Source organism: Thermopetrobacter sp. TC1 (genome assembly GCF_000746275.1).
Taxonomy (GTDB): Bacteria; Pseudomonadota; Alphaproteobacteria; order Rhizobiales; family Aestuariivirgaceae; genus Thermopetrobacter.
The window spans coordinates 343312-368437 of the sequence record NZ_KN050828.1 but is presented as its reverse complement, the minus strand read 5'-3'; the positions used below and the strand labels follow the sequence as shown (position 1 = coordinate 368437).

Here is a 25126-nt window from a genome sequence, read left to right as displayed (position 1 = left end):
ATCAGCCGCTCCTTCTCAAGGCCTGGCGCAGAACCGCGCGATTGATCACGCCGAGAAGCCAGGCCAGTCCGAAATACAGAACAATGCCGAGCAGTATCATGCCGACGAGCACGGCAAGCCGCAAGCCGAAGGCAAATTCCGGCGCGAACATTTCGCGCAGCCAGGTCTCAAGCCCGAGAAGGGCAAGGCCCATGAGAAAGGCGGAAAGCAGGATGCGCCAGAGATTGCGCCGCAGGCGGGCATCTGTTTGCCATCCTTCCCGCCTTTGCAAGGTCACGGCGAGAAGAAAGGCGTTCACCCAGGCCGCTGCCGCCGTCGCCAGGGCGATGCCCACATGCCCGAAGAAGGGAAAAAGCGCAAGGGCGCCTGCGATGTTCACCGCCACGGAAATGGCGGCGAAGATCATCGGCGTGCGCGTATCCTCGCGTGCGAAAAAGCCGGGCGAGAAAATCTTGATCATCACATAGGCCGGAAGCCCTGCGGCAAAGGCCGCCAGCGCCCGCGCTGTTGCCACCGTATCCTCCGGCGTGAACTGGCCGTGCTCGAACAGGACGTTGATCACCGCATGCGGCATGGCCATCAGCGCCAGCGCCGCCGGCACCGTCAGCAGCATGGCGAATTCCATGGCCCGGTTCTGCGCCGAAAGCACGCCTGTGTGATCTTCCGCCCGCAACCGGCGGGAGATATCCGGCAGCAGCACGATGCCGATGGCAACCCCGACGATGCCGAGCGGCAGCTGATAGACGCGATCGGCGTAATAAAGCCAGGCGGGCGCGCCCTCCTGCCAGGAGGCGATGATGGTGGAGATCACGAGATTGAACTGCGTGATCCCGCCGGCAACAATCCCGGGCAGGCCGAGCATGACCAGCCGCTTCATGTCCGCTGTCCAGCGCGGCCGGCGGATACGTAAGACCAGCCCCGCCCGCGCCGCCGCGATCCACAGGAAAAAGAGCTGCAGGAACCCGGCGATGGACACACCCGCAGCCAGGGCGATGCCGCTTTGCGGGCTGTCCCCCCAATTGAACAGGCGCGCCAGGATCAAAACACCGATCAGCACCACATTCAGCAGCACCGGCGCTGCCGCCGCCGCGGCAAAACGGTGCAGGGAGTTGAGAACACCCCCCAGCAGGGCGACAAGAGACATGCACAGAAGATAGGGGAAGGTCAGGCGCGTGAGCGTGACCGTGAGGTCGAACTTCTCCGCATCCTCATAAAAGCCCGGGGCCATGACCCAGACAAACAAGGGCGCGGCCGCTTCCGCCAGCGCGGTGAACAGCAGCAGGATGAACAGCAGCCCGGCCAGGGCCTCTTCTGCAAAGGCGCGTGCCGCCGATTGTCCCTCGCCTTCCAGCCGCTTGGCGAACAGGGGCACGAATGCGGAATTGAACGCCCCTTCGCCAAAGAAACGCCGGAAAAGATTGGGCAGCCGGAAGGCAACGACGAAGGCCTCCGCCACCGGCCCGGCGCCCAGCAGCCCGGCCAGCAGCACATCCCGGACAAAGCCGAGAATGCGGGACAGCAGCGTAAAGCCGCTCACCGTGGCCGCCGATCGCAAAAGGGACATGCCCCCTCCTCGCCTCTTCGATCTTCCGTTGCGGATGACATACGCATCAACGCCCCGCCGGTGCAAGGGGCATTGATTGAGGCGGCATGGCATTGCGAAATGGCAAAAGTGCGGTCAGGCAAAGCGTCGGGAACAGCTCAGCCCGCATGTGTGGCAAGGTTTGGTGCTTCGGACGCCTCGCGCAAGGCTTCGGCCAGGGCGGCCCAGGGGTCGTCCACGGGCGGATCCTGCGGCGATTGTTGCAGAACCTCATAGATTTTCGGCACCCAGGCAACGGCGCGGTCGAGCTCTTCATCCATTCCCGGCTTGTAACCGCCGAGCAGGCGCAGATCCCGCGTATCCTCATAGCGCGCAATCAGCCGCCGCAGCATGGTGGCGAGCTTTTCCTGATCCGGTGTCCGCGCCAGATGCGCAAGGCGCGAGACCGAGGCGAGAACATCCACCGCCGGCAGGCGCCCCTGTTCGGCAATGCTGCGGGAAAGCACGATGTGCCCGTCAAGAATGCCGCGGATGGCATCGGCCACGGGGTCGTTGTGATCATCGCCATCCACAAGCACGGAAACGAAGGCGGTGATGGAGCCGGTGCCCTCGATCCCCGGTCCTGCCCGCTCTAGAATACGCGGCAATTCAGTGAAAACACCGGGCGGATAGCCTCTGGCCACGGGAGCCTCGCCCGCCGCCAGCAGCACATCCCGCGCCGCGTGGGCATGACGCGTGATCGAATCGGCGATGAAAAGGACATTCTCGCCGGCATCGCGGAAATATTCGGCGATGGTCATCGCCGTCTTCAGGGCGAGGCGGCGCATCATCGGGCTTTCATCGCCGGTGGCGATCACGCCGACGGTGCGCGCGAGATGATGCGGGCCGATGGCATCCTCGATGAATTCCCGCACCTCGCGCCCGCGCTCGCCAATCAGGGCGAAGACGACCGTATCAAACCCCGCGGCATGGGCCAGCATGGAAAGAAACGTGGACTTGCCCACGCCGGAACCGGCAAAGACACCGATGCGTTGCCCGGCACAGACCGGCGTGAACAGATCCACCACCTTCACGCCGGTGCGAACGGCCCGGGTTATGCGCGCCCGGTACATGGCTGCCGGCGCCGCCCTGTCCACGGGCAGGGCGTTCTCACCCTGCGGCAGGGGCCCGCGGCCATCCACGGGCGCGCCAAGAGCGTTGACGATGCGCCCCTTCCAGGCCGCGCAGGGCGCAAGCCTCAAAGGCCCTTTCAGCCAGACAAAGGCACCAAGGCGAATATCCGGCTCGCTGGCGAAGGTCTTTACCAGCACCCCGCGGGGAGAAAGCTGCCCCCCCTGCCCGCCGATGGTTTCATGGGCAGTGCCGCTTTCGATCTCGACAACATCGCCGAGCATGGCGAAACGCGACAGCCCCCGCACCCGGCAGATGGCCGGCGAGATTTCCTTCACGCGCCCGCCGATGCGCAACAATCCGCCGGGGGAAGCAATGCGCGCTGCCTCCCGTGCCAGCAAAAGCAGCGGCTGCATGGCAGAAGCCGGCGCACTGGTCTCATCACAGACGCCTGAAGTATCGGGTGCAGAAGCAGGCGAAAACGTCGGTGAATTCACGCGCCTTCACCTCCCAGGGTGCGCACGGCATCCAGCATGGCCTTTTCCGCCGTGTCCAGAGCCATGGTGATCTGCTTGAAGGCGTTGGTGGTGGCGATCAGATGCACCATTTCCAGCGCGCCATTGACGTTGGAATCCTCAATAAAGCCCTGAAGCACACCAGCATCGCGGAAATTGACCACCGGTTCCGGTTCGCGATCAGGGATGACGCCGGAATTGCCGGCGCGGAAAAGACGGGCGGACGGATCCATGCGGAACAGGCCGATCGCGCCGATGCGCCGGCCGTCTTGCGTGATCATGCCATCTCTGGCGATGGCGGGCGGCCCGCCCTTGGGATTGAGCACGATGGGCGCGCCGCCGGCATCGAGCACCGGATAGCCATTCACGGAAACAAGCTCGCCTGTGGGCAGCATGGTCATGCGCCCATCCCGGGTATAGATCACCCCGCCCGGCCCCTGCACCGCCATCCACACATCCCCTTTCAGCGCCACATCGAGGGGATTGCCCGTCTGCTTCAAGGCACCATGGCGCGTATCGATGAATGTCCGGCCGGAGGAGACGAAGGAAACAGGGGTGGGCTCCTGTTTTGAGATGAGTTTGGAAAAGCGAAGCCCCTCGGCCCGGTACCCGGGCGTGGCCACATTGGCGACGTTGGCGGCGATGGCGTTGAGCTGCCGCTGCATCGCCAGCTGCCCGCCCACGGAAACGTGCATCACCACCTTCATCGCCCACTCCCGTTTCGTTCTTTCGTGAAAACGGTCATGTTTTCACCGGTCATGCATGGACACGCCTGAGGGCCTGTTTCGCTTTCAGAACCCGCCGAGCTTGATCTTCTGCAGCGCCTGCAGGACGCCAAGGCTCACGCCCGTCTCGATCGGCCCGGGCATGACAATGCCGGCAGCCGCCGGTGATGCCCCGGAAAGGCCGGCCACGCCGCCGCCGCGAATCTCCCACAGCGCGGCAAAGCGGGTCAGGAATTTTTCCAGCTTATCCGGATCCTGAAAATCCTTGATTGGCAGGCGCCGCTCGATCTCCTTGGCGTTACGATCCACATCACCCTGTGCAAGCGAACGGCCCATCACCACTTCCGCCACCTTCATCAGCGCCCGATCGGCGAGAATGGCATAGCCGTTCTTGATTTTCGGGGCCTTGCGCCGGAAATAGAGCGCCAGACGCACGCCTTCATCCTGCTGCCCTGCTTCCGCCTCCAGTTTCAGGCGCAGATAATCATCCACCGCTCCCTGCTGCGCACGGGTGAAGGTGGTGGCGGTGCCGCCGTAGGAGGCGAAATTGTAGCGGCGCACGAACTCACGAAAGCGCGGATCGGCCAGCTTGTTGGCCAGCGAATCCGGATTTTCGATTCCCTCTTCCAGAAGCTTGCGAATGAAGGCCTTGGCATAGATCATGTCGCCAAGGCCGGAGGCCTCCAGCGCGAACCGATAGATGCGCTGGTCCTTCATGAAGTCGTCGATGCTTTTGATCGACTTGATGTGCTTCAGATAGTAGTCCACCTCGCGCTGCACGTCAGGCCGCTTGGCGATCGTCTCAATGGAACGGTCCAGATTGCGCGTGATCAGCTGATAATTGGCCAGGGTGGTCAGCATTGCCGCGAGCCTTCCAAGTGCCAGAACGCGGGCCGGGCAAACGGGGCAGGCGCCGGCCCTTTCGCCTTTGATCCAGCCTGCAGCATGCGCCCTCTTCCTTGTCCGTGGCTGGAAAGGATGAACAGATGTTTCTGAAGGGAATGGTGGGAAAGCGTCGCAGGCCTTCAAAGGAAAAGATCAAGCAGGCCGCCGGCCAGAATCAGAAGCCCGAAGTCGCGATTGGCCCGAAACAGCTTCAGGCAGATGCGCGGATCATGAATGTCGAGCGTTTTCAGCTGCCAGGCTGCATGCGCCGCCGCTGCCAGCACGCCGGCATACCACGGCCAGGACGCCCCGGCCAGCCATCCGGCAAGGGCCAGCAGCAAAAGCGACACGGCAAAGAACCCGGCCAGCCAGTATGGTGTGGCCTCGCCCAGCTTCAGCGCCGTGGATTTCACCCCCGCCACGAGATCGTCATCCCGGTCCTGATGGGCGTAAATGGTGTCATAGGCGAGCGTCCAGAAAATGCCGGCCGCATAAAGTGCGAGCGCCGGCAACTCCACCGTGCCCCGCACCGCTGCCCAGCCGAGAATGGCCCCCCAGTTGAAGGCAAGCCCCAGGAAGACCTGCGGCCAGTAGGTATAGCGCTTCATGTGCGGATAGATGGCAACCAGCAACAATGAGGCCGCGCCCAGCGCGATGGTCACGGTGTTGAACTGCAGAAGAATGATAAAACCGGCCAACAGCAGCAGAACGAGAAAGATCGCGGCTGCCCGCACGCTCACCTGCCCGGAAGGGATGGGCCGTGCCCGTGTGCGTGCCACCAGGGCATCGATGTCGCGGTCCACAATGTCATTGTAGACACAGCCGGCGCCACGCATGACGATGGCACCAAGGAGAAACAGCACCATGGCCTTAAGATCCAGCGCCGAGACCCCACCGCCGGACATGATGGCGGCCAGAACGATGGCCTGCCAGCCCGGCAACAGCAGAAGCCACCAGCCCACCGGCCGTTCAAGCCGCATCAGCCGCGCATAGGGACGCAGGCGCACAGGCAAGAGCCGCTCCGCCCAGTGATCGGGCACGGCATCGGGCACCCGTGTCGATGCCTCAGGCGGCAGCTCGTGATCTGCAGGATGAAAACGGGTCTCGGCCATGGGAAAATCGCCCTTGCGCATTCGGTTTCTGCCCTAGCGCAATTGCCCCTGCGGCGCAATGCGGCAGCATGGCCCGCGGCCCTGTGTGTCATGTGCACATTTTTTTTATGGTAGGCCTGCGCCGGGCCTGTGCAGCATCACCCATCCTGCGCCGTGAAAGAACGGCTTTTTCGCCTCTTGCGGCAGGGACGGACCATGCGTGAGACTGTCCGTGCCGAAGCTGTTCAAGACAAGGCGCGCCAACAGGGAGTTGCCATGCCCGGAATGCATGCGAAAATGCGGCTCGTTTCCAAGCAGGAGGCCCTGCCCGGCCGGGATGAGCCCATCCCGACTGCTAAATGTCATGCCGTGCTCGATCGCCCGCTGAAAGGCCCCTATCCCGCCAATGCGGAAACCGTCCTGTTCGGCATGGGCTGTTTCTGGGGAGCGGAGCGTCGGTTCTGGCAACTACCGGGTGTGTGGGTGACTGCCGTGGGCTACACCGCGGGCCATACGCCCAATCCCACCTACGAGGAAGTCTGCACCGGCCAGACAGGGCATGCCGAGGCGGTGATGGTGGTCTATCAGCCTGAAGAGATCGCGTTTTCCACGCTTCTGCGCATTTTCTGGGAAGGGCACGATCCCACGCAGGGCATGCGCCAGGGCAATGATATCGGCACGCAATATCGCTCCGGCATCTGGTGCACCACCGAGGAACAGCTTAAGCTTGCCAGAAAGTCCTGCGAGATTTATGGGGCGGCGTTGCTTCAGGCAGGCCGCTCCCTGCCCACGACGGAAATCGCCATGGCCGGGCCCTTCTATTTCGCGGAAAGCTGGCACCAGCAGTATCTAGCCAAGAACCCGAATGGCTACTGCGGCCTTGGCGGCACAGGCGTGCCCTTTCCCGCTGAGCGCCTTGCGGAATGAGGGGTGAAAGCTGGATTTGGAGGCTGAAGAATATGGAAGAAAGTAATGGTGCCGGTGGAGGGACTCGAACCCCCGACCCACGCATTACGAATGCGTTGCTCTACCAGCTGAGCTACACCGGCAGCCCAAACACGCCCAAGGCGCGGCCAGAACCGGCCACTTTGAGCCTTGCGTTCGTCTGATACGCCAAGCGACAGGCCTTGGCAAGCCCCGCCACCATTGAAAGCGCCTTTTGCAGCCCCGGACTTTCATTCAGAAAACCACGAGAAAGGCCATCAGCCCTTTCCTGCCCGGGCCTGCTGGCCGAGATGACGGGTCAGGCGCGCTTCCAGCCGCGTCCACAGTCGCCTGAGCGTTTCCACGATGATGAGATAGAGCACCGCCGCCCACAAATAGACCGAAAAGTCGAAGGTGCGGGCAAAGGCCAGCCGCGTCACTCCCATGAGATCGAGAATGGTCACCACCGAGGCAATGGCCGAGGCCTTGATCATCAGGATCACCTCATTGCCGAGCGGACGCAGGGCCGTGATCAGCGCCTGCGGCAGGATGATGCGCACAAAAGTGATGCGGCGGGGAAGGCCAAGAGCGTCAGCGGCCTCCCACTGGCCTTTCGGCACCGAGGCGATGGCCACCCGGTAGATTTCCGCCTGATAGGCCGCCGTGTTGAGCGTGAAGGCGAGCAGCACGCAATACCATGCCTCGCGAAAGAATCCCCACAGCCCGACGTCCTGCAGCCAGGGGCGCAACTGCCCCGCGCCGTAATAGATGAGAAAGACCTGGGCGAGAAGCGGCGTGCCGCGAAAGAAGGTCATGTAGACATTGGCCGGCAGCGAAAGCCAGCGCTGCCCGGACAGCCGCATCAGCGCAAGCCCGAGCCCGATCACCGCGCCCATGACCAGCGGCAGCACAACGAGCTGAGTCGTCACCAGCAGGCCGGAGAGCATGCGCGGCCCGTAACGCTTAAACACATCCGCATCGAAATTGCTGATGATGATCCAGGCCGCTCCCAGACCGGCGAGATACCACAGGCCCATGAACATCCGACCAAGCCAGGGCAGCGCGCCCTTTTGCCTTGCGGTTCCCGCTTTTGCCGGCGGCATGGAGGAGGGGGAGGCACGTTGCGGCATGGACGGTTTCATCGCACTCCCTCCCCCCGCTTCAGGCGGTTTTCAAGCCGGGCAAGGCCGCGTTCGGAGATGAGGGAAAGGGTGAGATAGATGAGACAGGCCACGGAATAGAACAGGATCGGCTGTTTGGTCACGCCCACGGCCACCGAAGTCATGCGCAAAAGCTCATTAAGCGCGATGACTGAAACCAGCGAGGTTTCCTTCAGCAGAATGAGCCAGAGATTGCTCAATCCCCCCAGCGCCAGCCGCAACACCTGCGGCATGATCACAAGCAGGAAGGTCTGCAGGCGGCTTAAGCCCAGGGCATGCGCCCCTTCCCATTGCCCCTTGGGAATGCCCTGAAAGGCGGACAGAAAGACCTCCGAGGCATAGGCCGAAAAGACAAGGCCCAGCGCCACCATGCCGGCGAGAAAGGCATTCACTTCCACATACGTGTCCGAGAACAGGGAAAACAGCGCCTGCAGCGCCATCTGCCCGCCGTAATAGACGATGAAAATGGTGAGAAGCTCCGGCAGGCCGCGAAAGATCGTGGTGTAGATGCGCGCGGCCCGCATGAGATTGCGCTCGCCCGAAATCTGCGCCAGCGCCAGCAGCAGCCCCAAAAGCAGCCCGAAGGGCAGGGTGGCCAGCGCCAGTGACACCGTCACCGAGAGCCCGGCCAGAAGCTCATCCCCCCAGCCGGCATCGCCATAGCGCAACAGGCCGATCAGCTCGCTCATGAGAAAAAGAATTCCGCCCTGATCCGTTTACCGGAAAGCCCCCCTTTCTTCCTGACGGTTCCGGCCGGGGGCGTCAAGCATGCCGATTGATCAATGCATGATCGCGAATGCCTAAAATTCATGCAATTATGCATTGTTGAACAAAATTTGTGCACTCATTAACCGGGGTCAACATATCGCGAAATGATGAAAAACCCTAAAAAACAATGATTTATGGAAAATATGCAAAATTGGCATGCAGTTTGAAAGGTAAACGCCAGCCTTCGCAGGGAGAGGCAAGCCCCGTGTGAGGGAAAAGGAGGAGATCAGTTCATGAAGTACATCATCGCCATCATCAAGCCGCACAGGCTGGAGCATGTGCGCGAGGCCCTGGCCAATCTCGGGGTTGAGGGCATGACCGTCTCCGAGGTCAAGGGCCACGGGCGCCAGAAGGGGCATACGGAAGTCTATCGCGGTGCCGAATACGTTGTGAATTTCCTGCCCAAGGTGAAGGTCGAGGTCGCCGTGACCGCCGACATGGCGGACAAGGTGGTGGAGACCATCCGCGAGGCCGCACAGACCGGCCAGATCGGCGACGGCAAGATTTTCGTCCTGCCGGTGGAGCAGGTGGTGCGCATCCGCACCGGCGAGACCGACCGGGATGCGCTGTGAGTCAACGGAAGAATTCCTGAAAAGAATTCCGGAGAGGAAAGAGACATGATCGATAACCGCAAGGTCATGCGGCTGGGGGGCGCCGGGCTGGCGGTGTCCGCCGCGCTGCTCTTGAGCACGGGCTCGGCGCTGGCTGCCGAGACGGTTCCGTTTGAAACCCAGGTGAAGTTCATCTTCAACACCCTGAACTTCCTGGTGATGGGCTTCCTGGTGATGTGGATGGCCGCCGGCTTCGCCATGCTGGAGGCGGGCCTGGTGCGCACCAAAAACGTCTCCATGCAGCTCACCAAGAACATCGCGCTCTATTCCATCGCCGGCCTGATGTACTGGCTGATTGGCTATAATCTTATGTATTCCGGCGTGGATGGCGGCTTCTTCGGCACGCCCATGCCGGTGATGTTGCCCGATCCGGCGGCGGAAGCCGCGGGCCTGGCCAAGGAGGGCGCCACCATGTATGCTGCGGCCTCCGACTGGTTCTTCCAGATGGTCTTCGTCGCCACGGCCGCCTCCATCGTTTCCGGTACCCTGGCTGAGCGCATCAAGCTCTGGCCGTTCCTCATCTTCGTGGTCATCCTCACCGGCGTGATGTATCCCATCACCGGCGCCTGGAAGTGGGGCGGCGGCTGGTTGGACAAGATGGGCTTCCAGGATTTCGCCGGCTCAACGCTGGTGCATTCTGTTGGCGGCTGGGCCGCGCTGGCCGGTGCCATGCTGCTGGGGCCGCGCATCGGCAAGTATGGCAAGGACGGTTCGGTGCATCCGATTCCCGGCTCCTCCATGCCGCTGGCCACGCTCGGCACCTTCATCCTCTGGCTGGGCTGGTTCGGCTTCAATGGCGGCTCGCAGCTGGCCATGGATTCGGCTGAGAATGTCTCCGCCATTGCCCGCATCTTCGTGAACACCAACCTGGCTGCGGCTGCTGGCGCGGTGGTGGCGCTGCTGCTCACCCAGATCATCTATGGCAAGGTGGATATCACCATGGTGCTCAACGGTGCGCTCGCCGGTCTGGTCTCCATCACCGCCGAGCCCCTGGCCCCGTCCATTCCGCTGGCCCTGTTCGTGGGTGCCGTGGGTGGCGTGATCGTGGTGATCTTCGTGCCGCTGCTGGACAAGCTGAAGATCGACGACGTGGTCGGCGCCATTCCGGTGCACTTGATCGCCGGCATTTGGGGCACCATCGCCGTGGCCTTCTCCAATTCGGATGCCAGCTTCGCCACCCAGATCATTGGTATCGTCGCCATCGGCGCCTTTACCTTCATCGTCTCGCTGGTGATCTGGGCCATCCTCAAGTTCACCATCGGCATCCGCGTGAGCGAGGAGGAGGAGATGATGGGGCTGGACGCCGCCGAGATCGGCGTGGAGGCCTATCCCGAGTTCGGCAAGGGCTCGCAGGCCATCTGATCTGTTGGCGAAAACCTGAACCATCGTCACACACAGGAAAGCCCGCAGGGACATGCGCCCTGCGGGCTCTTTCTTTATGAAAACCGGATCACTTGCCCTTGTGCGGCACTGGCATCCCCCGTGTGATCCACGAGCGGGTGGAAGAGGGCTTTCTGCCGGGGCAGAAAGGGCGCCCTGCGCACCTGAAGGAGCGTGGCCCGGGCCGGAACGGAGCGGATGGTTTACGTTGCCTTAACCACCGGTTGGGATGATGCCTTCGACAGGGGATGGGCGTGCGGAGAATCGCTGTTTTCACCCGTCATTGCCCATCGGAAAGGAATATCCGCCGCATCAGGCGCGGCGAATGGATGAAAGAAGCATCACGATCCCGGGAGACGATGCCTCACACACCGCCAGCAGAGACCGACGACAGCGCCGTGCCGGTGGCCCTGCGCCGTTTTATCAGGCTGCGCCTGATGGAGCTGGCGGGCCTGGTGCTGATTGCCGCCGCGGCCCTGCTTGCGGTGGCGCTGGCCTCGTGGTCGGCCATGGATCCCTCGCTCAATCGCGCCTTTGATGTGCCCATCCGCAACTGGCTGGGCTGGCCGGGCGCGGTTGTGTCCGATGAGCTGATCATGCAGCTGGGCCTGGCCGTGATCGCCACGGTGGCCGTGCCGGTAATGTGGGCGGGGCGCCTGCTGTCGCATGAGCCCTTGCGCCGTCCCTTTGCCCGCATGGGCTGGTGGCTGGTCCTGATGCTTGCCTTCGCTGCATTCCTCGGCCTGCTGCCGGTGCCGGAGAGCTGGCCGCTGGCCGCTGGCCTCGGTGGCAATCTCGGGCGCGCACTGTCTGATCTGCTCGTGGCCGCCCTTGGCCTGTTCATGAAGGATTTCGCTGCGCTTGGCCTTTCCGGCATCCTTCTGTTCGCCCTGGCGCTTTATGCCCTGTTCAAGGCGGTGGATGTCACCGCGGAAGATATCGTCTCCGCCGCCGCTGTTCTTGGTGAGCGCAATCAGGAACGCATCGCCGCCGGTCTGGGCGGCGCCAGCCACTGGCGCCTGTCTCTCGCCGCCATGTGGCGCAAGTGGCGCCAGCGCCGCAAGCAGACGGCTGTCGCCAAACGAACGGCGACCAAATCAAACACACCCCAGGCCGTGGAAACGGAAGCGGAGCGGGGGCCCCGCATTCAACGCCCGGCCACGGCGCAACCGGTCTCTCATCCCGCACCCGCACCTGTCACACAGGCAATGGACGCGTTCGAGGATGATGATCCGCCGCCCGTACAGGCCTTCGCCGCCGACAGCGAGCCACAAAAGGGCCGCCATGGCACCTTCTTCGGCCTCAAGACCCTGTTTGCCCGCTTCATGGGCACAAAGGGCGACGCAGCCGTGAGCGAAACGGCAGGAACCATGGCGCCGCATCCGCCGGTGCCCGGTGCCAGTAGTGCCCGCCGAGAGCCACGGCTGGCGCCAGCGCCGGCGGCCATGCCGGCCCATGCCTTGGCGGAACAGCCTGCCGTTTTACCGCATGAAGGCCAAAGCACCCTGGGCATGTCGCCTCAGCCTGAAGAACAGGCCTATGCGCAGGAGCCGACTGAGCCGGCCGATCATGTGGTCAACGTCGGTGCACCGGTGGACGAGGCTTTCCTGCCGGAAGAGCTGCCGGAGGATGAAGACGTCATTCAGGCGCAACATGTTGCCGCGCCCGCAGGAGCACCGGGCGCCGCTGCTGCCCCGGCGGCAAAAGCCCGGCCGTCCCGGCCCGCTCCGGCTCCCAGGAAGAAAAAGGGGCCCATCAAGCTGCCGCCCATCGACATTCTCGCCAAGCCCACGCAGGACGCCCGTCCGCCTGAAATGTCCGATGAGGCCCTGCAGGAAAATGCACGCATTCTCGAGGGCGTGCTGGAGGATTTCGGCGTCAAGGGCCGCATCATCAACGTCTGCCCCGGCCCGGTGGTGACGCTCTATGAGCTGGAGCCCGCCCCCGGCATCAAGTCCTCGCGCGTCATCGGCCTTGCTGATGATATTGCCCGCTCCATGTCCGCCATTTCCGCGCGCGTGGCCGTGGTGCCGGGCCGCAACGTCATTGGCATCGAGCTGCCAAACCCCAAGCGCGAGACCGTCTATTTGCGCGAGATGCTGGAAAGCCCCGCCTATCGCAAGAGCAAGTTCAAGCTCACCCTGGCGCTGGGCAAGAACATCGCTGGCGAGCCGGTGTTCGCCGATCTCGCCCGCATGCCGCATCTGCTCATTGCCGGCACCACCGGTTCGGGCAAGTCCGTGGGCATCAACACCTTCATCATGAGCCTTCTCTATCGCATGCGCCCGGAGGAGTGCCGCCTGATCATGATCGATCCCAAGATGCTGGAGCTCTCCGTCTATGAGGGCATTCCGCATCTGCTAAGCCCGGTGGTCACCGACCCCAAGAAGGCGGTTGTTGCCCTGAAATGGGCCGTGCGCGAGATGGAGGAGCGCTATCAGAAAATGGCGCTGCTCGGCGTGCGCAATCTCGACGGCTACAATGCCCGGGTGAAGGAGGCGCTCAAAAAAGGCGAGACCATCACCCGCACCGTTCAGACCGGCTTCGATCCGCATACGGGCGAGCCCGTCTATGAGGAAAAGGAGCTGGAGCTTGAGGTGCTGCCTTATATCGTCATCATCATCGACGAGATGGCGGACCTGATGATGGTGGCCGGCAAGGACATCGAGGGTGCGGTGCAGCGCCTGGCGCAGATGGCGCGCGCCGCCGGCATTCACGTGATCATGGCCACGCAGCGCCCCTCCGTGGATGTGATCACCGGCACGATCAAGGCCAACTTCCCCACCCGCATCTCGTTCCAGGTGACATCAAAGATCGACAGCCGCACTATCCTCGGCGAACAGGGGGCGGAGCAGCTGCTGGGCCAGGGCGACATGCTCTACATGGCCGGCGGTGGCCGCATCGTGCGTCTGCATGGTCCCTTCGTTTCCGACGAGGAGGTGGAGGAGGTGGTGAACTTCCTGAAGAGCCAGGGCACGCCGGAATACGTGGCGGCAGTCACCACCGAGGAGGACGATACGCCCGCTGCCGGTGTCTCCGGGGGCACCGTTGGCAAATCCGGCGACGATCTTTACGACAAGGCGGTGCAGATCGTGCTGCGTGACCGCAAGGCCTCCACCAGCTACGTGCAGCGGCGCCTGCAGATCGGGTATAACAAGGCTGCCACCTTGATCGAGCGCATGGAGGCAGAAGGCATCATCTCCGCCCCCAACGCCAAGGGGCGGCGGGAGATTTTGGTCGGTGGCGACAGCGCTCAGGACTGATCATGTGCGGCTTGGCCGCAAAATCGCCGCCATGTGCGGGCATGGGAATCGAACAGGTCACGAATCGACAGGACATGAAAAGCGGAGTGCGACAGAACCTGTCCGGATGATCGCCCCCTGCCGGAAAGAATCCTGCCGGAAAGAATAGAGGGCCCCATGAATAAGGAAAATGGCTAAAGCCATGAACAGAAAAGACGCATTTCATACACCACGGATCACGCGCCGGCGCCTGCTCTCAGGCGCGACCGCCGCGATTACCGCTGGCGTCTGGTTTAAGAGCGCTGGGGCTGCTTTTGCCAGGGCCTTGAGCCGAGAGGAGCGCGCCGCCGTGCAGCGCATCTCCGATTTCTTCAACTCCTTCACCACGCTAAAAGGAGAGTTCACGCAAATCAGCCCGCGCGGCCGTGTTTCCACCGGCAAGGTCTTTATCGCCAAGCCGGGGCGCATGCGCTTTGAATACACCCCGCCGCATCCGCTCGTGATCGTCTCTGATGGTTCCTGGGTGGCCGTGCGCAACAACCGCAAGGACACCGTGGATTACTATCCGCTCTCGCAAACACCCTTGCGCATGATCCTGCGCAAGCGCGTTGACTTGCTGCGCGATACCATCGTGAAATCCGTGGAGCGGCGGGATGACCTGCTCATCGTCACCCTGCAGGACAGAAAGGGCGACATTCCCGGCCAGCTCATCCTCGTGTATGACGAGCGCAGAAAACAGTTGCAGCAGTGGATTGTCGTGGATGGTCAGGGCCGGCGCACCACCGTGACGTTGAGCGGGCTGGAACCCAACGTGAAGCTTTCGGCCAATCTCTTCCGCGTCAAGCGCAAAGGCCTGAAAGCCTATGAAAATCACAAGAAGACCAATTTCGGCGCCCGCCGCCGCTAAAAAACCTCGCAACGAGGGCGCGCAAAAGGTTTCTGGCAACGAAAAACCTTATCGACTCAATTGCCTTTACCTTTCTTTCCACACACTTCTTCTTCCCTCCCCCTGGCAGGGGGAGGGGCAGGGAGGGGGTCGGGCAACTTTACTCTGCGCTTGTGGCCCGACCCCCTCCCGGCGCTTCGCGCCGACCTCCCCCTATCAGGGGGAGGTTAGGACCATGCGCTCTTCTTGTCCGCCATTCCTGAGGCCTGCTTGCAAGACGGCGGGTGAGCGCATATCTATACGCTCGAACCGCACAATATGCGGCCTGTGTGCAATCTTAACAAGAGTTCACGAAAAAAATTCTCTTGCGGTGTTGAATTCTGGCAACAGGTGTCCTATGTTTTAGTCAGCCGCCGTTGCCATTCTCCCACGGGCCATGCCCCCCGCTTCAATCCCCCCAAAGGCCCAGGCAACGGCGAGACGCCGGTCTCCCCTCCCGGCGTCAGGCGCTTGAAAAGGCGCAGCGGAAGGCGTCCGGCCCCCCCGACCGGGCGCCTTCCTTTTTGCCTTCATCGTTCTTTTGCGTAAACAAAACGAAGGGATGTAAAAAAGCATGCCGGCTGAGGCGAGCGGGAGATCGCCGCATGAAAACCCTTACCGTCGCCACCTGGAACATCAATTCCGTGCGTCTGCGCATTGATCAGGTGATTGCCTTTCTCAAGATCCATCAGCCGGATGTGCTCGCCTTGCAGGAGACGAAATGCCCGCCTGGTCAGTTTCCCTTGAAGAAGCTGGCCGCTCACGGCTGGCCGCATCTCGCCGAACATGGACAGAAGGGCTATCACGGCGTGGCCATCATCTCGCGCTGGCCGCTGTTCGATATCGAACGGCGCGATTTTTGCGGCATGGGCGATGCCCGGCATGTTTCTGCCCGGGTGCTTGGCGTGCGCATCCATTCCCTTTATGTGCCGGCCGGCGGCGAGGAACCGGATCCGCAGATCAATCCCAAATTTGCGCACAAGCTCTCCTTCCTGGAGGAAATGCGCCAGTGGCTGGCGGCCTTGCGCGAGATTCGCGAGGATCCCATGATCCTCTGCGGCGATTTCAACGTTGCGCCCTATGAATGCGATGTCTGGGATCACAAGAAGCTCCTGAAGGTCGTGACCCACACGCCGGTGGAAACCGATGCCTTAAAGGCCATTCTCGCCGAATCCGGCCTTGTGGATGTGGTGCGCCGCGCCCATCCCGCGCCGCGCCCGCTGTTCACCTGGTGGAGCTATCGCGGCGGGCGCGACTGGCAGAGCCATGATCGCGGGCGCAGGCTGGATCACATCTGGGCCTCGCCCGCGCTTGCCGCCCGCTGTGAGGCGGTGGAGGTCATTCGCGAAACCCGCTCCTGGCATCGCCCCTCCGATCACATCCCGCTGATCGCCCGTTTTCGCCTGCCCTGATCCGCGCAACGGAGAAGAGGGACATGATGCCAGGTACTGACGCCATACCTTTTCAAGACGCATTCAGTAGGTGACGGTCACGACAATGGTATCGCGGTAGGTGCCTGCCGGGGGCGTTGGTTGCGGCGGCACCCGGCCGTAGGTGGTAAAGACCTGATCCGTTCCTGTTGCCGTGGCGGCAACCGTGTTCACCCCCAGCTGATCGCCCCAGGGCTGCATGTGGGCCGCATCCCGGTAAATTCCATAAATGACGGAATGCGAACCGTTGCTCATGCGCCTCTGTGTGGGGTCGGTTGCGCCGGACAGCCCGCCATTCAGCCCGATCTGATAATTGATGCCGGCTGTGCATCTCACGCGGATGCTGCCCTTGGCATCCACGTTGGAGGAAAGCACGCCTGTTGTGCCGAAATCGATATCCGTGGCCGAGACCTGACAATTGGCCTGATTATTGGCGCGTACGGTGAAGGATGGATAGGATGTCTTTGAATTGGGGATGTTATTGCACCACACGCCGGAGCTGTAATAGCCGTATTCGAACTGGGTCTGTATTCCTGAAAATCGTGATGTGTGCACCCCGGCGCGTGCCTGAGTCTGGCCTCCGGGAAGGCGCGCGTTCAGCGTGATGGTGCCGGATCCGTATCCGAACCACCAGGATCCTGAAAGGTATATGCCGAACACCGGTGGCCGTTGGGGATTGCCCCATTTATAGGAGCCCCAGATTTGAGAATTGTCTGGCCAGTAAAGGTTGTATCCCAGCCGGCTTGTGCCGTTGACCATGTAACGAGGATCACCGCCGGAGGCAACGCCGCCATTGCCGGCGTTGATGTTGGGACAGAGAATGATCCAGCGGTTGGGCGTTCCGAAACAGGTAACGCTGATGGTCGTGCTCGTGCTGTAGGAACCGCCGGAGACCATGTCCACGTTGCCAAAGTCCACGTCAGCGATATTGAAAGAGCAAAGCTGTGCCTGCGCCTGGCCTGCCAGGAACAGGCAAGCGATCACAGCGAACGGCAAACGGCGGCCCAAAGTCCGCCCGACCCGCCCACCGTGCGCCTTGCGCAGAAGTGCATGTGCGTGGACTGGGACACACCACAGGCTTCTCAGGCGAATATGGCCAAGGAACCGGCCCTTATCGCTTCCTGCAACAAAGCCGGAATGGCCGCGCCGCATTGGTTTTGCGCGTTCGCTCCTTGCCACCGGCCCATACTCCGTCGCTGCCCAGAAAGATCCGTCTTGTAATTGCGGGGCTGTTGTTGCCGTCGCACGGGTCATCCCGCGCCTTGCCGGAAGAGCCGGCTGCGCCCCTTGCCGATTAGCCTGCCCTGCAAACGGTTACCGGAAGGTTACCTTTTCTTCCGTGCGCATTGCTAGGTGCGCGGAACAGAGCCGGCTTCGGCCTTTCTCAGACGAACCACCAGCGCTTGCACATGTAGCCGCCGTCGTGATCGTAGTTGGAATTGAGGCGGCCATGGCCGACCTTGCGCGACAGCGCGGAGAGGAAGTTGTTGAAACACAGGACGATCTGTCCTGAATCATCATGAATGAGCTGCTGCATCTCCGCATACATCGCCGCCCGGCGCGCCTCGTCCGTCTCCTTGCGGGCCGCCTTAAGCAGCTTGCCGAAGCGTTCATTCTTCCAGCGTGTCTCGTTCCAGGGCGCATCCGGCGCATAGGCCACCGACAGCATCCAGTCCGCCGTCGGCCGCCCGCCCCATTGCGAGAAGCACCAGGCCTTCTTCATCCAGATGTTGGACCAGTACCCATCGGCCGGCACGCGCTTGACCGCGATATCGATGCCCGCGGCCCGCGCCCGCTCCCGCATCAGCTGCGCGGCATCGATGGCGCCGGCGAAGGGCGCATCCGAGGCGTAAAGCTCCAGTGACAGGCGCTCCAGCCCGGCCTTCTTGAGATAGAACCGCGCTTTCTCGGGGTCATAGACATGAACCGGCTTGGGATCGATGGCGTACTTCATCGACGGCGCCAGCGGATTGTCATTGCCCGCGCGGCCATGGCCAAGCAGGATCTTGCGCACGATTTCCTCGCGGTCGATGGCATATTTCACCGCCATGCGCACGTTGGGATCGGTGAAGGGCTTGGCGGTGCAGTCCATGGGCGCGGTGTAGTGCGACAGCCCGGTGATGTCGATGATCTCGATGGCCGGATCCCGCTTCAGCAGGTTCACCGTGCGCGGATCGGCCCGATCCATGTAATGGATCTCGCCGGCGCGCAGCGCTGCATGCCGCGCCGCGGAATCGGTGATCACGATCAGCTCCACCGCATCGAACCACACATCGCCGTGATAGTCCGGATTGCGCTCGGCCTTGGCGCGCACCCCCGGCTTGAATTCCTTCAGCCTGAACGGGCCGGTACCAACACCGGCGGCCCAGTCCAGGCTGCCGTCCTCCTTTGCCGGCAGGATTGGCAGGTGATAGTCGGTCAGGAGATAGGGAAAGTCCGCATTGGGATCTTTCAGGCGGATGATGACGCCATGATCGCCATCGGCCTTGATCTCCTCGACGATGGACAGGGCAGGGCGCATGGGCGATTTCGATTTCTCGCCCATGTGATGGCGCAGGCTGGCGATCACATCACGACTGGAAAGCATGCGCCCGTCATGAAAGCGCACGCCCTTCTTGAGCTTCAAGGCATAAACGGTGGCATCATCCGAGCGATCCCAGCTCTCGACCAGATTGGGGCGGATTTCGAAATCGGGATCGATCTCGAACAGCATGTCGGCATAAACACCCAAGCCCAGATCAGCCATGAACTGATTGGACCACGTGGCCGGATTGAGCGAATCCGTCGTGGAGCCGCTGCCCAGTCCGGCGCGGAAGACGCCGCCTCTTTTGGGTGTTGCCGCCAGCAAGCTTGGGGCGACACCTGCTTGCGCCAGAACGGCGGCCATGGCGCCCATGCGCAACAGCGCGCGCCGACTGATGCCGCCAGCCAACCCCCGGCGGCGGCCGCTTGGATCGGAAAAGTGCTCGTTCATGGCTATCTGCCCCTCTTCGGGAGTAAATCCCGTTTGACCCCGGAAAACGCCCCCGAATCACCCATGCCAATACTGCCACATCATCCGTTTACGGAGCAATTAATCATTACACGGATCGTTTGACGTGGTAAGGAAAGCGTTGCCACCTGCCACGTTTCATCAGTAAGCGGACGCACCTGCAAATCCGGGTCGTGGTCATGCCGTGGCCGGTATCATGCGGCCAAGACCTTTCCATTGCATGGATGCGTGAAAGGAAAATGCATGCGGCCTTTCTTCCTGAAAGGGCGCAGGGGCTGTTCATTTCGCGCCCGGTGCGATATTTCGGAAAACGAAGGATGAAAGGCCTTGCCTGAGCTGAAATGTTAAGGCCGCGGCATGGCCGCAAGGGAGCTCGATTATGGCATCGAAAGCCGAAAACACTCCGTCTTCTTCCGCTGAAGAGGGCAAAGCATCTCAGCGGACCCTCTCTTTTGGCTTTCGCGAAGTGGCGGAAGAGGAGAAACAGGGCCTCGTCAATGATGTCTTCGCCAAGGTGGCGGCCCGTTATGATCAGATGAACGATCTCATGTCGGCGGGGCTGCACCGGCTGTGGAAGGACGATTTCGTCGCCGCTCTCAATCCGCCAAAGAAGGGGGCCTGTCATGTGCTGGACGTCGCCGGCGGCACCGGAGACATTGCCTTTCGCATTCTGGAGCGGGGCGGCCCGGAGGTGCGCGTAACCCTTGCGGACATCTCGCCGCAGATGATCATGGAAGGCCGCCGCCGCGCCCGTGCGGAACAGCGTCCGCTCAATCGTCTGTCCTTCACCGTGGCCAACGCCGAGGCCCTGCCTTTCCCGGACGCCAGCTTTGATGCCTATACCATTGCCTTCGGCATCCGCAACGTGCCGCACATCGAAAAGGCGCTTGCCGAAGCCTGGCGTGTCCTGCGCCCCGGCGGCCGGTTCATGTGCCTGGAATTTTCGCGTCTGGACATCCCATTGCTCGATGCCCTCTATGACGCCTATTCCTTCACGGTCATTCCTGCCGTCGGCCGCGTTGTCACCGGCGATGGCGCGCCCTATCGCTATCTGGTGGAAAGCATCAGGCGCTTTCCCGCCCAGCGTCCCTTCGCCCGGATGATCGAGAAAGCCGGCTTTGAACGCGTGGGCTGGCGCGACATGACCGGCGGCGTGGTGGCCATGCACTGGGGGTGGAAGATCTGATGACCGGCAAAACCTCTTCAAACACGCCGAAAACGGCACTGTGCGTGGCGCTGGACATGCCGGATGCCGAAGAAGCGGCGCGGCTGGTCACCGCCCTGAAGGATGAGATCGACATGGTCAAGATCGGCATGGAGCTGTTCTATGCCGCGGGCGAGACGGGATATCGGCAAATCGCGGCCACGGGGCTGCCGGTGTTTCTGGACCTCAAACTGCATGATATTCCCAACACTGTTTCCCGGGCCATGCGCGCGCTCATGCGGCTTGATCCGCCTCCGGCCCTTGTCAATGTCCATGCCGCAGGCGGTGCGGCCATGATGGCCGCGGCGAAAGAGGCGGCCGCCGGGCGCTGCCGGGTGATTGCCGTTACCGTGCTCACCGCGCTCGATGCGGCTGATCTGCGCGCCATTGGTTGTGATCCGGCGCTGAACAGCGCCGATCTTGTTTTGCGTCGTGCCCGGCTGGCACAGGACAGCGGCCTTGATGGTGTCGTCTGCTCTCCCCGGGAGGTGGCCACCGTGAAGCAGGCCTGCGGTCCTAACTTCCTCACCGTGGTGCCCGGCATCCGCCCCGCCGGTGCGGAGACGGGCGATCAGAAGCGTGTGGCCACCCCGCGCGGCGCTGCGGAAGCCGGGGCCGACATCATCGTCGTCGGCCGGCCGATCACCCAGGCGGCCGATCCGGTTCAGGCCGCCCGCGCCATCCGCGCGGAACTGGCCTGAAAACGCGCGCGGCCGGAATGCATGCGGCAGGAAAGGCAGCAGACATAGTGCGGCCAATGGCACAACCCATTGAAAATAGAAGGCATTCTTCCCATATTCAGGACATCGCCCCAAGAACAGCATGCGCTGCATCGCCGCTGCCGGCGATTGTGCGCCTGAATGTTACCGATTTTCGCAATCATGCGGCAACGCGCCTGGAGGTGGGACAAGAGGCCCGTTTCGTGGTTCTCACCGGCCCCAACGGCGCAGGCAAGACCAATCTCCTGGAGACCATATCGCTTCTGGCGCCGGGCCGTGGCATGCGCCGGGCCGCCTTTGCCGATATGGTTCGTCACGGCAGCGCCGATGGCTGGGCCGTGGCCGCACAGGTTTCCGGGCTTACGGGCGAAGTGCGCATCGGCATGGCCTTCTCGGCCGCTTCGGACGATCAGAAGCGCCAGGTCCGCCTGGATGGCCAGAGTGTGCGATCCGCCGGCGTGCTGGGAGAGCATCTGCGCCTGTCCTGGCTGACACCGGCCATGGACGGCCTGTTTGCGGCCTCCGCCTCGCACAGGCGGCGGTTTCTCGATCGTCTCACCCTGGCTTTCGAGCCTGCGCATGCCAGCCGGGTCGTGGCCCTGGACAAGCTCTTGCGCCAGCGCAACCGCCTGCTTGAAAACTTGCGCGCGAATGCCGCCTGGCTCGATGCGGTGGAGGCGCAACTGGCGGAAGTGGCCGTGGCCGTGGCGGCCGGGCGCATCAGTGCCGTCACCGCCCTTGCCGGGGCGATGAAAAACGTGGAAAGCCCTGATTTTCCTTTCCCTTCCGCCCGCCTCCGGCTAGAAGGATGGGTGGAGAATCGCCTCGCCGAAAGCCCTGCCGTGCAGGTGGAGGATGCCTATCGCCAGCGGCTGGCCGAATCCCGTCGGGAGGACGCGGCCGCCGGGCGCACGCTCACCGGCCCGCACCGCAGCGATCTGCTGGTGACGCATGCCGCCAAGGACATGCCGGCGCGCTTGTGTTCCACCGGTGAGCAGAAGGCGCTGCTCGTGGCCATCATCCTCGCCCATGCCCATGCTGTACGTGCGCGCCTGGGCGGGCATCCGCCCCTGCTTTTGCTCGACGAGGTGGCGGCCCATCTCGATGCCACGCGCCGGCAGGGGCTGTTTGCGGCACTTGCCGCCCTGGGCGGGCAGGTATGGATGACAGGCACTGACGCCGGCCTTTTCGCCGGCCTTGCCGAGCATGCCCCATGCGCCGCCTTTCACGTGGAGGACGGGCAGGTGCGGCCGCAGACGTAAGTAGGTATCAGGCAAAACCAGCGCTTGAGCCAGAAGACGAGCGAGAAAGGCCCCGTGAACCGGTTTTCAGGGCAAGCAGTGGGAACACATGGCAACGATGAACGAGAAATCCAGCCGCAACGAGACCTATGGCGCGGAATCCATCAAGGTGCTCAAGGGCCTGGAGGCCGTGCGCAAGCGCCCGGGCATGTACATCGGCGACACCGATGACGGGTCCGGCCTGCATCACATGATCTATGAGGTGGTGGACAACGCCATCGACGAGGCCCTCGCCGGCTATTGCGATCGCGTGGAGGTGATCCTCAATGCCGATGGCTCCGTCACCGTGCGTGACAACGGCCGCGGCATTCCGGTGGACATTCATCCCACCGAAGGGGTCTCCGCGGCGGAAGTCATCATGACCCAGCTGCATGCCGGCGGCAAGTTCGACAGCAATTCCTACAAGGTCTCCGGCGGCCTGCATGGCGTGGGCGTTTCTGTGGTCAATGCCCTTTCCGAATGGCTGAAGTTGCGGATCTGGCGCGACGGCAAGGAGCACTTCATGGAGTTCCGCAACGGCGAACCGGTGGCGCCGCTGAAGGTCGTCGGCGAGGCGGGCGAGAAGACGGGCACCGAGATCACCTTTCTGCCGTCACCGCAGATTTTCTCCAAGACCGAGTTCGACTTCGCCACGCTGGAGCATCGCCTGCGCGAGCTGGCTTTCCTCAATTCCGGGGTGCACATCATCCTGGAGGACCGCCGCGGCCCGGAGCCGAAGCGGGTGGAGATGAAATATGAAGGCGGTCTGGTCGAGTTCGTCCGGCATCTCGACCGCGCCCGCCATCCCCTCATCGATGCGCCCATTCACATCACCGGCGAGCGCGACGGCATCGTCGTGGAATGCGCCCTGTGGTGGAATGACGGCTATCATGAACACGTGCTGTGTTTCACCAACAACATCCCGCAGCGCGACGGCGGCACCCATCTGGCCGGTTTTCGTGCCGCGCTCACCCGCGTCGTCACCGGCTATGCCAATGAGGCCGGCCTCATCAAGAAGGAGAAGGTCACGCTCACCGGCGAGGACGTGCGCGAAGGGCTCACGGCGGTTCTTTCTGTCAAGGTGCCCGATCCGAAGTTCTCTTCCCAGACCAAGGACAAGCTCGTTTCCTCCGAGGTGCGCCCGGTGGTGGAGAGCATCGTCGGCGAGCGTCTCTCCCAATGGTTCGAGGAACATCCCCAGGAGGCGAAACTCATCGTCTCCAAGGTGGTAGAAGCCGCCGCTGCCCGCGAGGCGGCCCGCAAGGCGCGCGAGCTCACCCGCCGCAAGAGCGCGCTGGATGTGGCCTCTTTGCCGGGCAAGCTGGCCGATTGTCAGGAGCGTGATCCGGCCAAGGCGGAGCTGTTCATCGTCGAGGGCGATTCCGCCGGCGGTTCCGCCAAGCAGGCGCGCAATCGTCAGAACCAGGCTGTGCTGCCCCTGCGCGGCAAGATCCTCAACGTGGAGAAGGCCCGCTTCGACAAGATGCTCTCCTCAAACGAGATCGGCACGCTGATCACGGCCCTGGGCGCCGGCATCGGACGCGAGGAGTTCGACATCGACAAGCTGCGCTATCACAAGATCATCATCATGACCGATGCCGACGTGGACGGCGCCCACATCCGCACGCTGCTGCTCACCTTCTTCTACCGGCAGATGCCCGAGATCATCGAGCGCGGCTATCTCTACATCGCGCAGCCGCCGCTTTATAAGGTGCGCCGCGGCAGCTCGGAGATCTATCTCAAGGACGATGCCGAGCTGGAAAACTTTCTCATCGAGGCCGGTCTGGAAGGTGCGGTGCTTGAAACCGCCAGCGGTGAGACCCGTGCGGGTGCCGATCTGCGCGCCATTGTCGATGAGGCCCTCACCGTGCGCCGCTCCATCGATGCCCTGAAATCCCGCGCGCCCCGTTTCCTCATTGAACAGGCCGCCATCGCCGGCGCCTTTCAGGAAGAACCGCGCACGGATGCGGACTGGCTTGCGACAATGGCCGCGGCCGTGGCCGGGCGCCTTGATCTCGTCTCGGAGGAATACGAACGCGGCTGGCAGGGCGAGGCAACGCCGGAAGGAGGCTTGCGTTTCTGGCGCGAGGTGCGCGGCGTGCGTGAGGAGCACCTTCTTGAACCGGCGCTGCTGCACTCGCTGGAAGCCCGCCGCCTGGGCGCCCATGCCGCCCAGCTCGCCGAGGTTTATGGAGAAGGGCCGGCCCGCCTGCGCCGTGGCGAGGAAGAGACGGAAATCTTCGGCCCGCTTTCGCTGCTGGAGGCCGTTTTCGCCCATGGCCGCAAGGGCGTGACCATGCAGCGCTACAAGGGCCTGGGTGAGATGAACCCGGAGCAGCTTTGGGAGACCACGCTTGATCCCGAGGCGCGCTCCCTGCTTCAGGTGCAGATCCGCGAGATCGATGAGGCCGACACCCTCTTCTCGCGCCTCATGGGCGACGCCGTGGAGGAGCGCCGCGCCTTCATCCAGAAGAACGCCCTCAACGTCTCCAATCTGGATGTGTAAGGGCTCACGGAGCCTGCGTGGGCTGGAAAAGCCTTCCGCCTAATGCAGAGCTTCCGCATTGACGGATGTCGTTCCATCATCCGGAAAAAGGCGTGATGCGTGCGCGTGCCAGGGCC

The 25126-nt window shown here is 62.8% G+C and carries 19 protein-coding genes and 1 tRNA gene; 10 read left to right on the top strand and 10 right to left on the bottom strand.

Annotated elements, in window-relative coordinates; translation table 11 throughout:
* Position 1: 1 nt before the first annotated feature.
* The 5 genes from murJ to ubiA form a co-directional block, all read right to left on the bottom strand.
* Entirely contained in the window at positions 2 to 1564 is a 1563-nt protein-coding gene (gene murJ, locus EK16_RS05410) for a murein biosynthesis integral membrane protein MurJ (protein WP_038035202.1), read from the bottom strand.
* A gap of 137 nt (positions 1565 to 1701) precedes the next feature.
* On the bottom strand, positions 1702 to 3069 hold the full coding sequence (locus EK16_RS05405) for a FliI/YscN family ATPase (protein WP_038035201.1): 1368 nt from the start codon (positions 3067 to 3069) through the stop codon (positions 1702 to 1704).
* Between the two features lie 77 nt (positions 3070 to 3146).
* Entirely contained in the window at positions 3147 to 3875 is a 729-nt protein-coding gene (gene flgF / locus EK16_RS05400; protein ID WP_038035200.1) for a flagellar basal-body rod protein FlgF, read from the bottom strand.
* Positions 3876 to 3959: 84 nt separating this feature from the next.
* Positions 3960 to 4754: a DUF1217 domain-containing protein gene (locus EK16_RS05395; RefSeq protein WP_038035199.1), complete on the bottom strand. Its 795-nt coding sequence runs from the start codon at positions 4752 to 4754 to the stop codon at positions 3960 to 3962.
* 164 nt (positions 4755 to 4918) lie between these two features.
* A complete protein-coding gene (gene ubiA / locus EK16_RS05390) occupies positions 4919 to 5890 on the bottom strand; it encodes a 4-hydroxybenzoate octaprenyltransferase (protein ID WP_081910405.1) in 972 nt (323 codons plus the stop codon).
* Between the two features lie 255 nt (positions 5891 to 6145).
* Here ubiA and msrA point away from each other — a divergent pair, with 255 nt between their 5' ends.
* Positions 6146 to 6796, top strand: a complete 651-nt coding sequence (gene msrA, locus EK16_RS05385; protein ID WP_038035197.1) for a peptide-methionine (S)-S-oxide reductase MsrA — start codon at positions 6146 to 6148, stop codon at positions 6794 to 6796.
* Positions 6797 to 6842: 46 nt separating this feature from the next.
* On the opposite strand, the gene EK16_RS05380 is transcribed toward msrA, so the two are convergent.
* The 3 genes from EK16_RS05380 to EK16_RS05370 all read right to left on the bottom strand — a co-directional run bounded on the left by EK16_RS05380 (position 6843) and on the right by EK16_RS05370 (position 8642).
* Positions 6843 to 6918: transfer RNA gene (locus tag EK16_RS05380), tRNA-Thr, on the bottom strand.
* Between the two features lie 153 nt (positions 6919 to 7071).
* Complete coding sequence (locus EK16_RS05375) at positions 7072 to 7935, bottom strand: ABC transporter permease (protein ID WP_231573612.1); 864 nt, start codon at positions 7933 to 7935, stop codon at positions 7072 to 7074.
* Positions 7932 to 8642 (bottom strand): ABC transporter permease, encoded by a 711-nt coding sequence (locus EK16_RS05370; RefSeq protein ID WP_038035195.1) that lies wholly within the window; start codon positions 8640 to 8642, stop codon positions 7932 to 7934. The genes EK16_RS05375 and EK16_RS05370 overlap by 4 nt, the downstream gene beginning before the upstream one ends.
* A 312-nt stretch (positions 8643 to 8954) precedes the next feature.
* Here EK16_RS05370 and EK16_RS05365 point away from each other — a divergent pair, with 312 nt between their 5' ends.
* The 5 genes from EK16_RS05365 (at position 8955) to EK16_RS05345 (ending at position 16291) form a co-directional block, all read left to right on the top strand.
* The gene (locus tag EK16_RS05365; RefSeq protein WP_038035193.1) at positions 8955 to 9293 is read left to right on the top strand and encodes a P-II family nitrogen regulator; all 339 of its coding nucleotides are present in this window, start codon (positions 8955 to 8957) and stop codon (positions 9291 to 9293) included.
* 45 nt (positions 9294 to 9338) lie between these two features.
* Positions 9339 to 10694, top strand: coding sequence for an ammonium transporter (locus tag EK16_RS05360; protein ID WP_038035192.1), 1356 nt, complete (start codon positions 9339 to 9341; stop codon positions 10692 to 10694).
* 377 nt (positions 10695 to 11071) lie between these two features.
* On the top strand, positions 11072 to 13975 hold the full coding sequence (locus EK16_RS05355) for a DNA translocase FtsK (protein WP_051928972.1): 2904 nt from the start codon (positions 11072 to 11074) through the stop codon (positions 13973 to 13975).
* Between the two features lie 181 nt (positions 13976 to 14156).
* Positions 14157 to 14861 (top strand): LolA family protein, encoded by a 705-nt coding sequence (locus EK16_RS05350; RefSeq protein WP_197059617.1) that lies wholly within the window; start codon positions 14157 to 14159, stop codon positions 14859 to 14861.
* Positions 14862 to 15484: 623 nt separating this feature from the next.
* Positions 15485 to 16291 (top strand): exodeoxyribonuclease III, encoded by an 807-nt coding sequence (locus EK16_RS05345; RefSeq protein ID WP_038035188.1) that lies wholly within the window; start codon positions 15485 to 15487, stop codon positions 16289 to 16291.
* A 63-nt stretch (positions 16292 to 16354) separates the two neighbouring features.
* Here the strand turns inward: EK16_RS05345 and EK16_RS05340 are convergent, their stop codons facing one another.
* On the bottom strand, positions 16355 to 17563 hold the full coding sequence (locus tag EK16_RS05340) for a Csu type fimbrial protein (protein ID WP_081910285.1): 1209 nt from the start codon (positions 17561 to 17563) through the stop codon (positions 16355 to 16357).
* A 130-nt stretch (positions 17564 to 17693) separates the two neighbouring features.
* On the bottom strand, positions 17694 to 19283 hold the full coding sequence (locus tag EK16_RS05335; protein WP_051928969.1) for an ABC transporter substrate-binding protein: 1590 nt from the start codon (positions 19281 to 19283) through the stop codon (positions 17694 to 17696).
* Positions 19284 to 19680: 397 nt separating this feature from the next.
* Between EK16_RS05335 and ubiE the strand changes: the two genes are divergently transcribed.
* The 4 genes from ubiE to gyrB all read left to right on the top strand — a co-directional run bounded on the left by ubiE (position 19681) and on the right by gyrB (position 25010).
* Complete coding sequence (gene ubiE / locus EK16_RS05330; protein WP_038035186.1) at positions 19681 to 20487, top strand: bifunctional demethylmenaquinone methyltransferase/2-methoxy-6-polyprenyl-1,4-benzoquinol methylase UbiE; 807 nt, start codon at positions 19681 to 19683, stop codon at positions 20485 to 20487.
* Complete coding sequence (gene pyrF, locus EK16_RS05325) at positions 20487 to 21206, top strand: orotidine-5'-phosphate decarboxylase (protein WP_051928968.1); 720 nt, start codon at positions 20487 to 20489, stop codon at positions 21204 to 21206. Before ubiE ends, pyrF begins: the two co-directional genes overlap by 1 nt.
* Before the next feature lie 149 nt (positions 21207 to 21355).
* Positions 21356 to 22486, top strand: a complete 1131-nt coding sequence (gene recF / locus EK16_RS05320) for a DNA replication/repair protein RecF (protein ID WP_231573611.1) — start codon at positions 21356 to 21358, stop codon at positions 22484 to 22486.
* Between the two features lie 88 nt (positions 22487 to 22574).
* Positions 22575 to 25010, top strand: a complete 2436-nt coding sequence (gene gyrB / locus EK16_RS05315) for a DNA topoisomerase (ATP-hydrolyzing) subunit B (protein ID WP_156098492.1) — start codon at positions 22575 to 22577, stop codon at positions 25008 to 25010.
* The last annotated feature ends 116 nt before the right edge of the window (positions 25011 to 25126 follow it).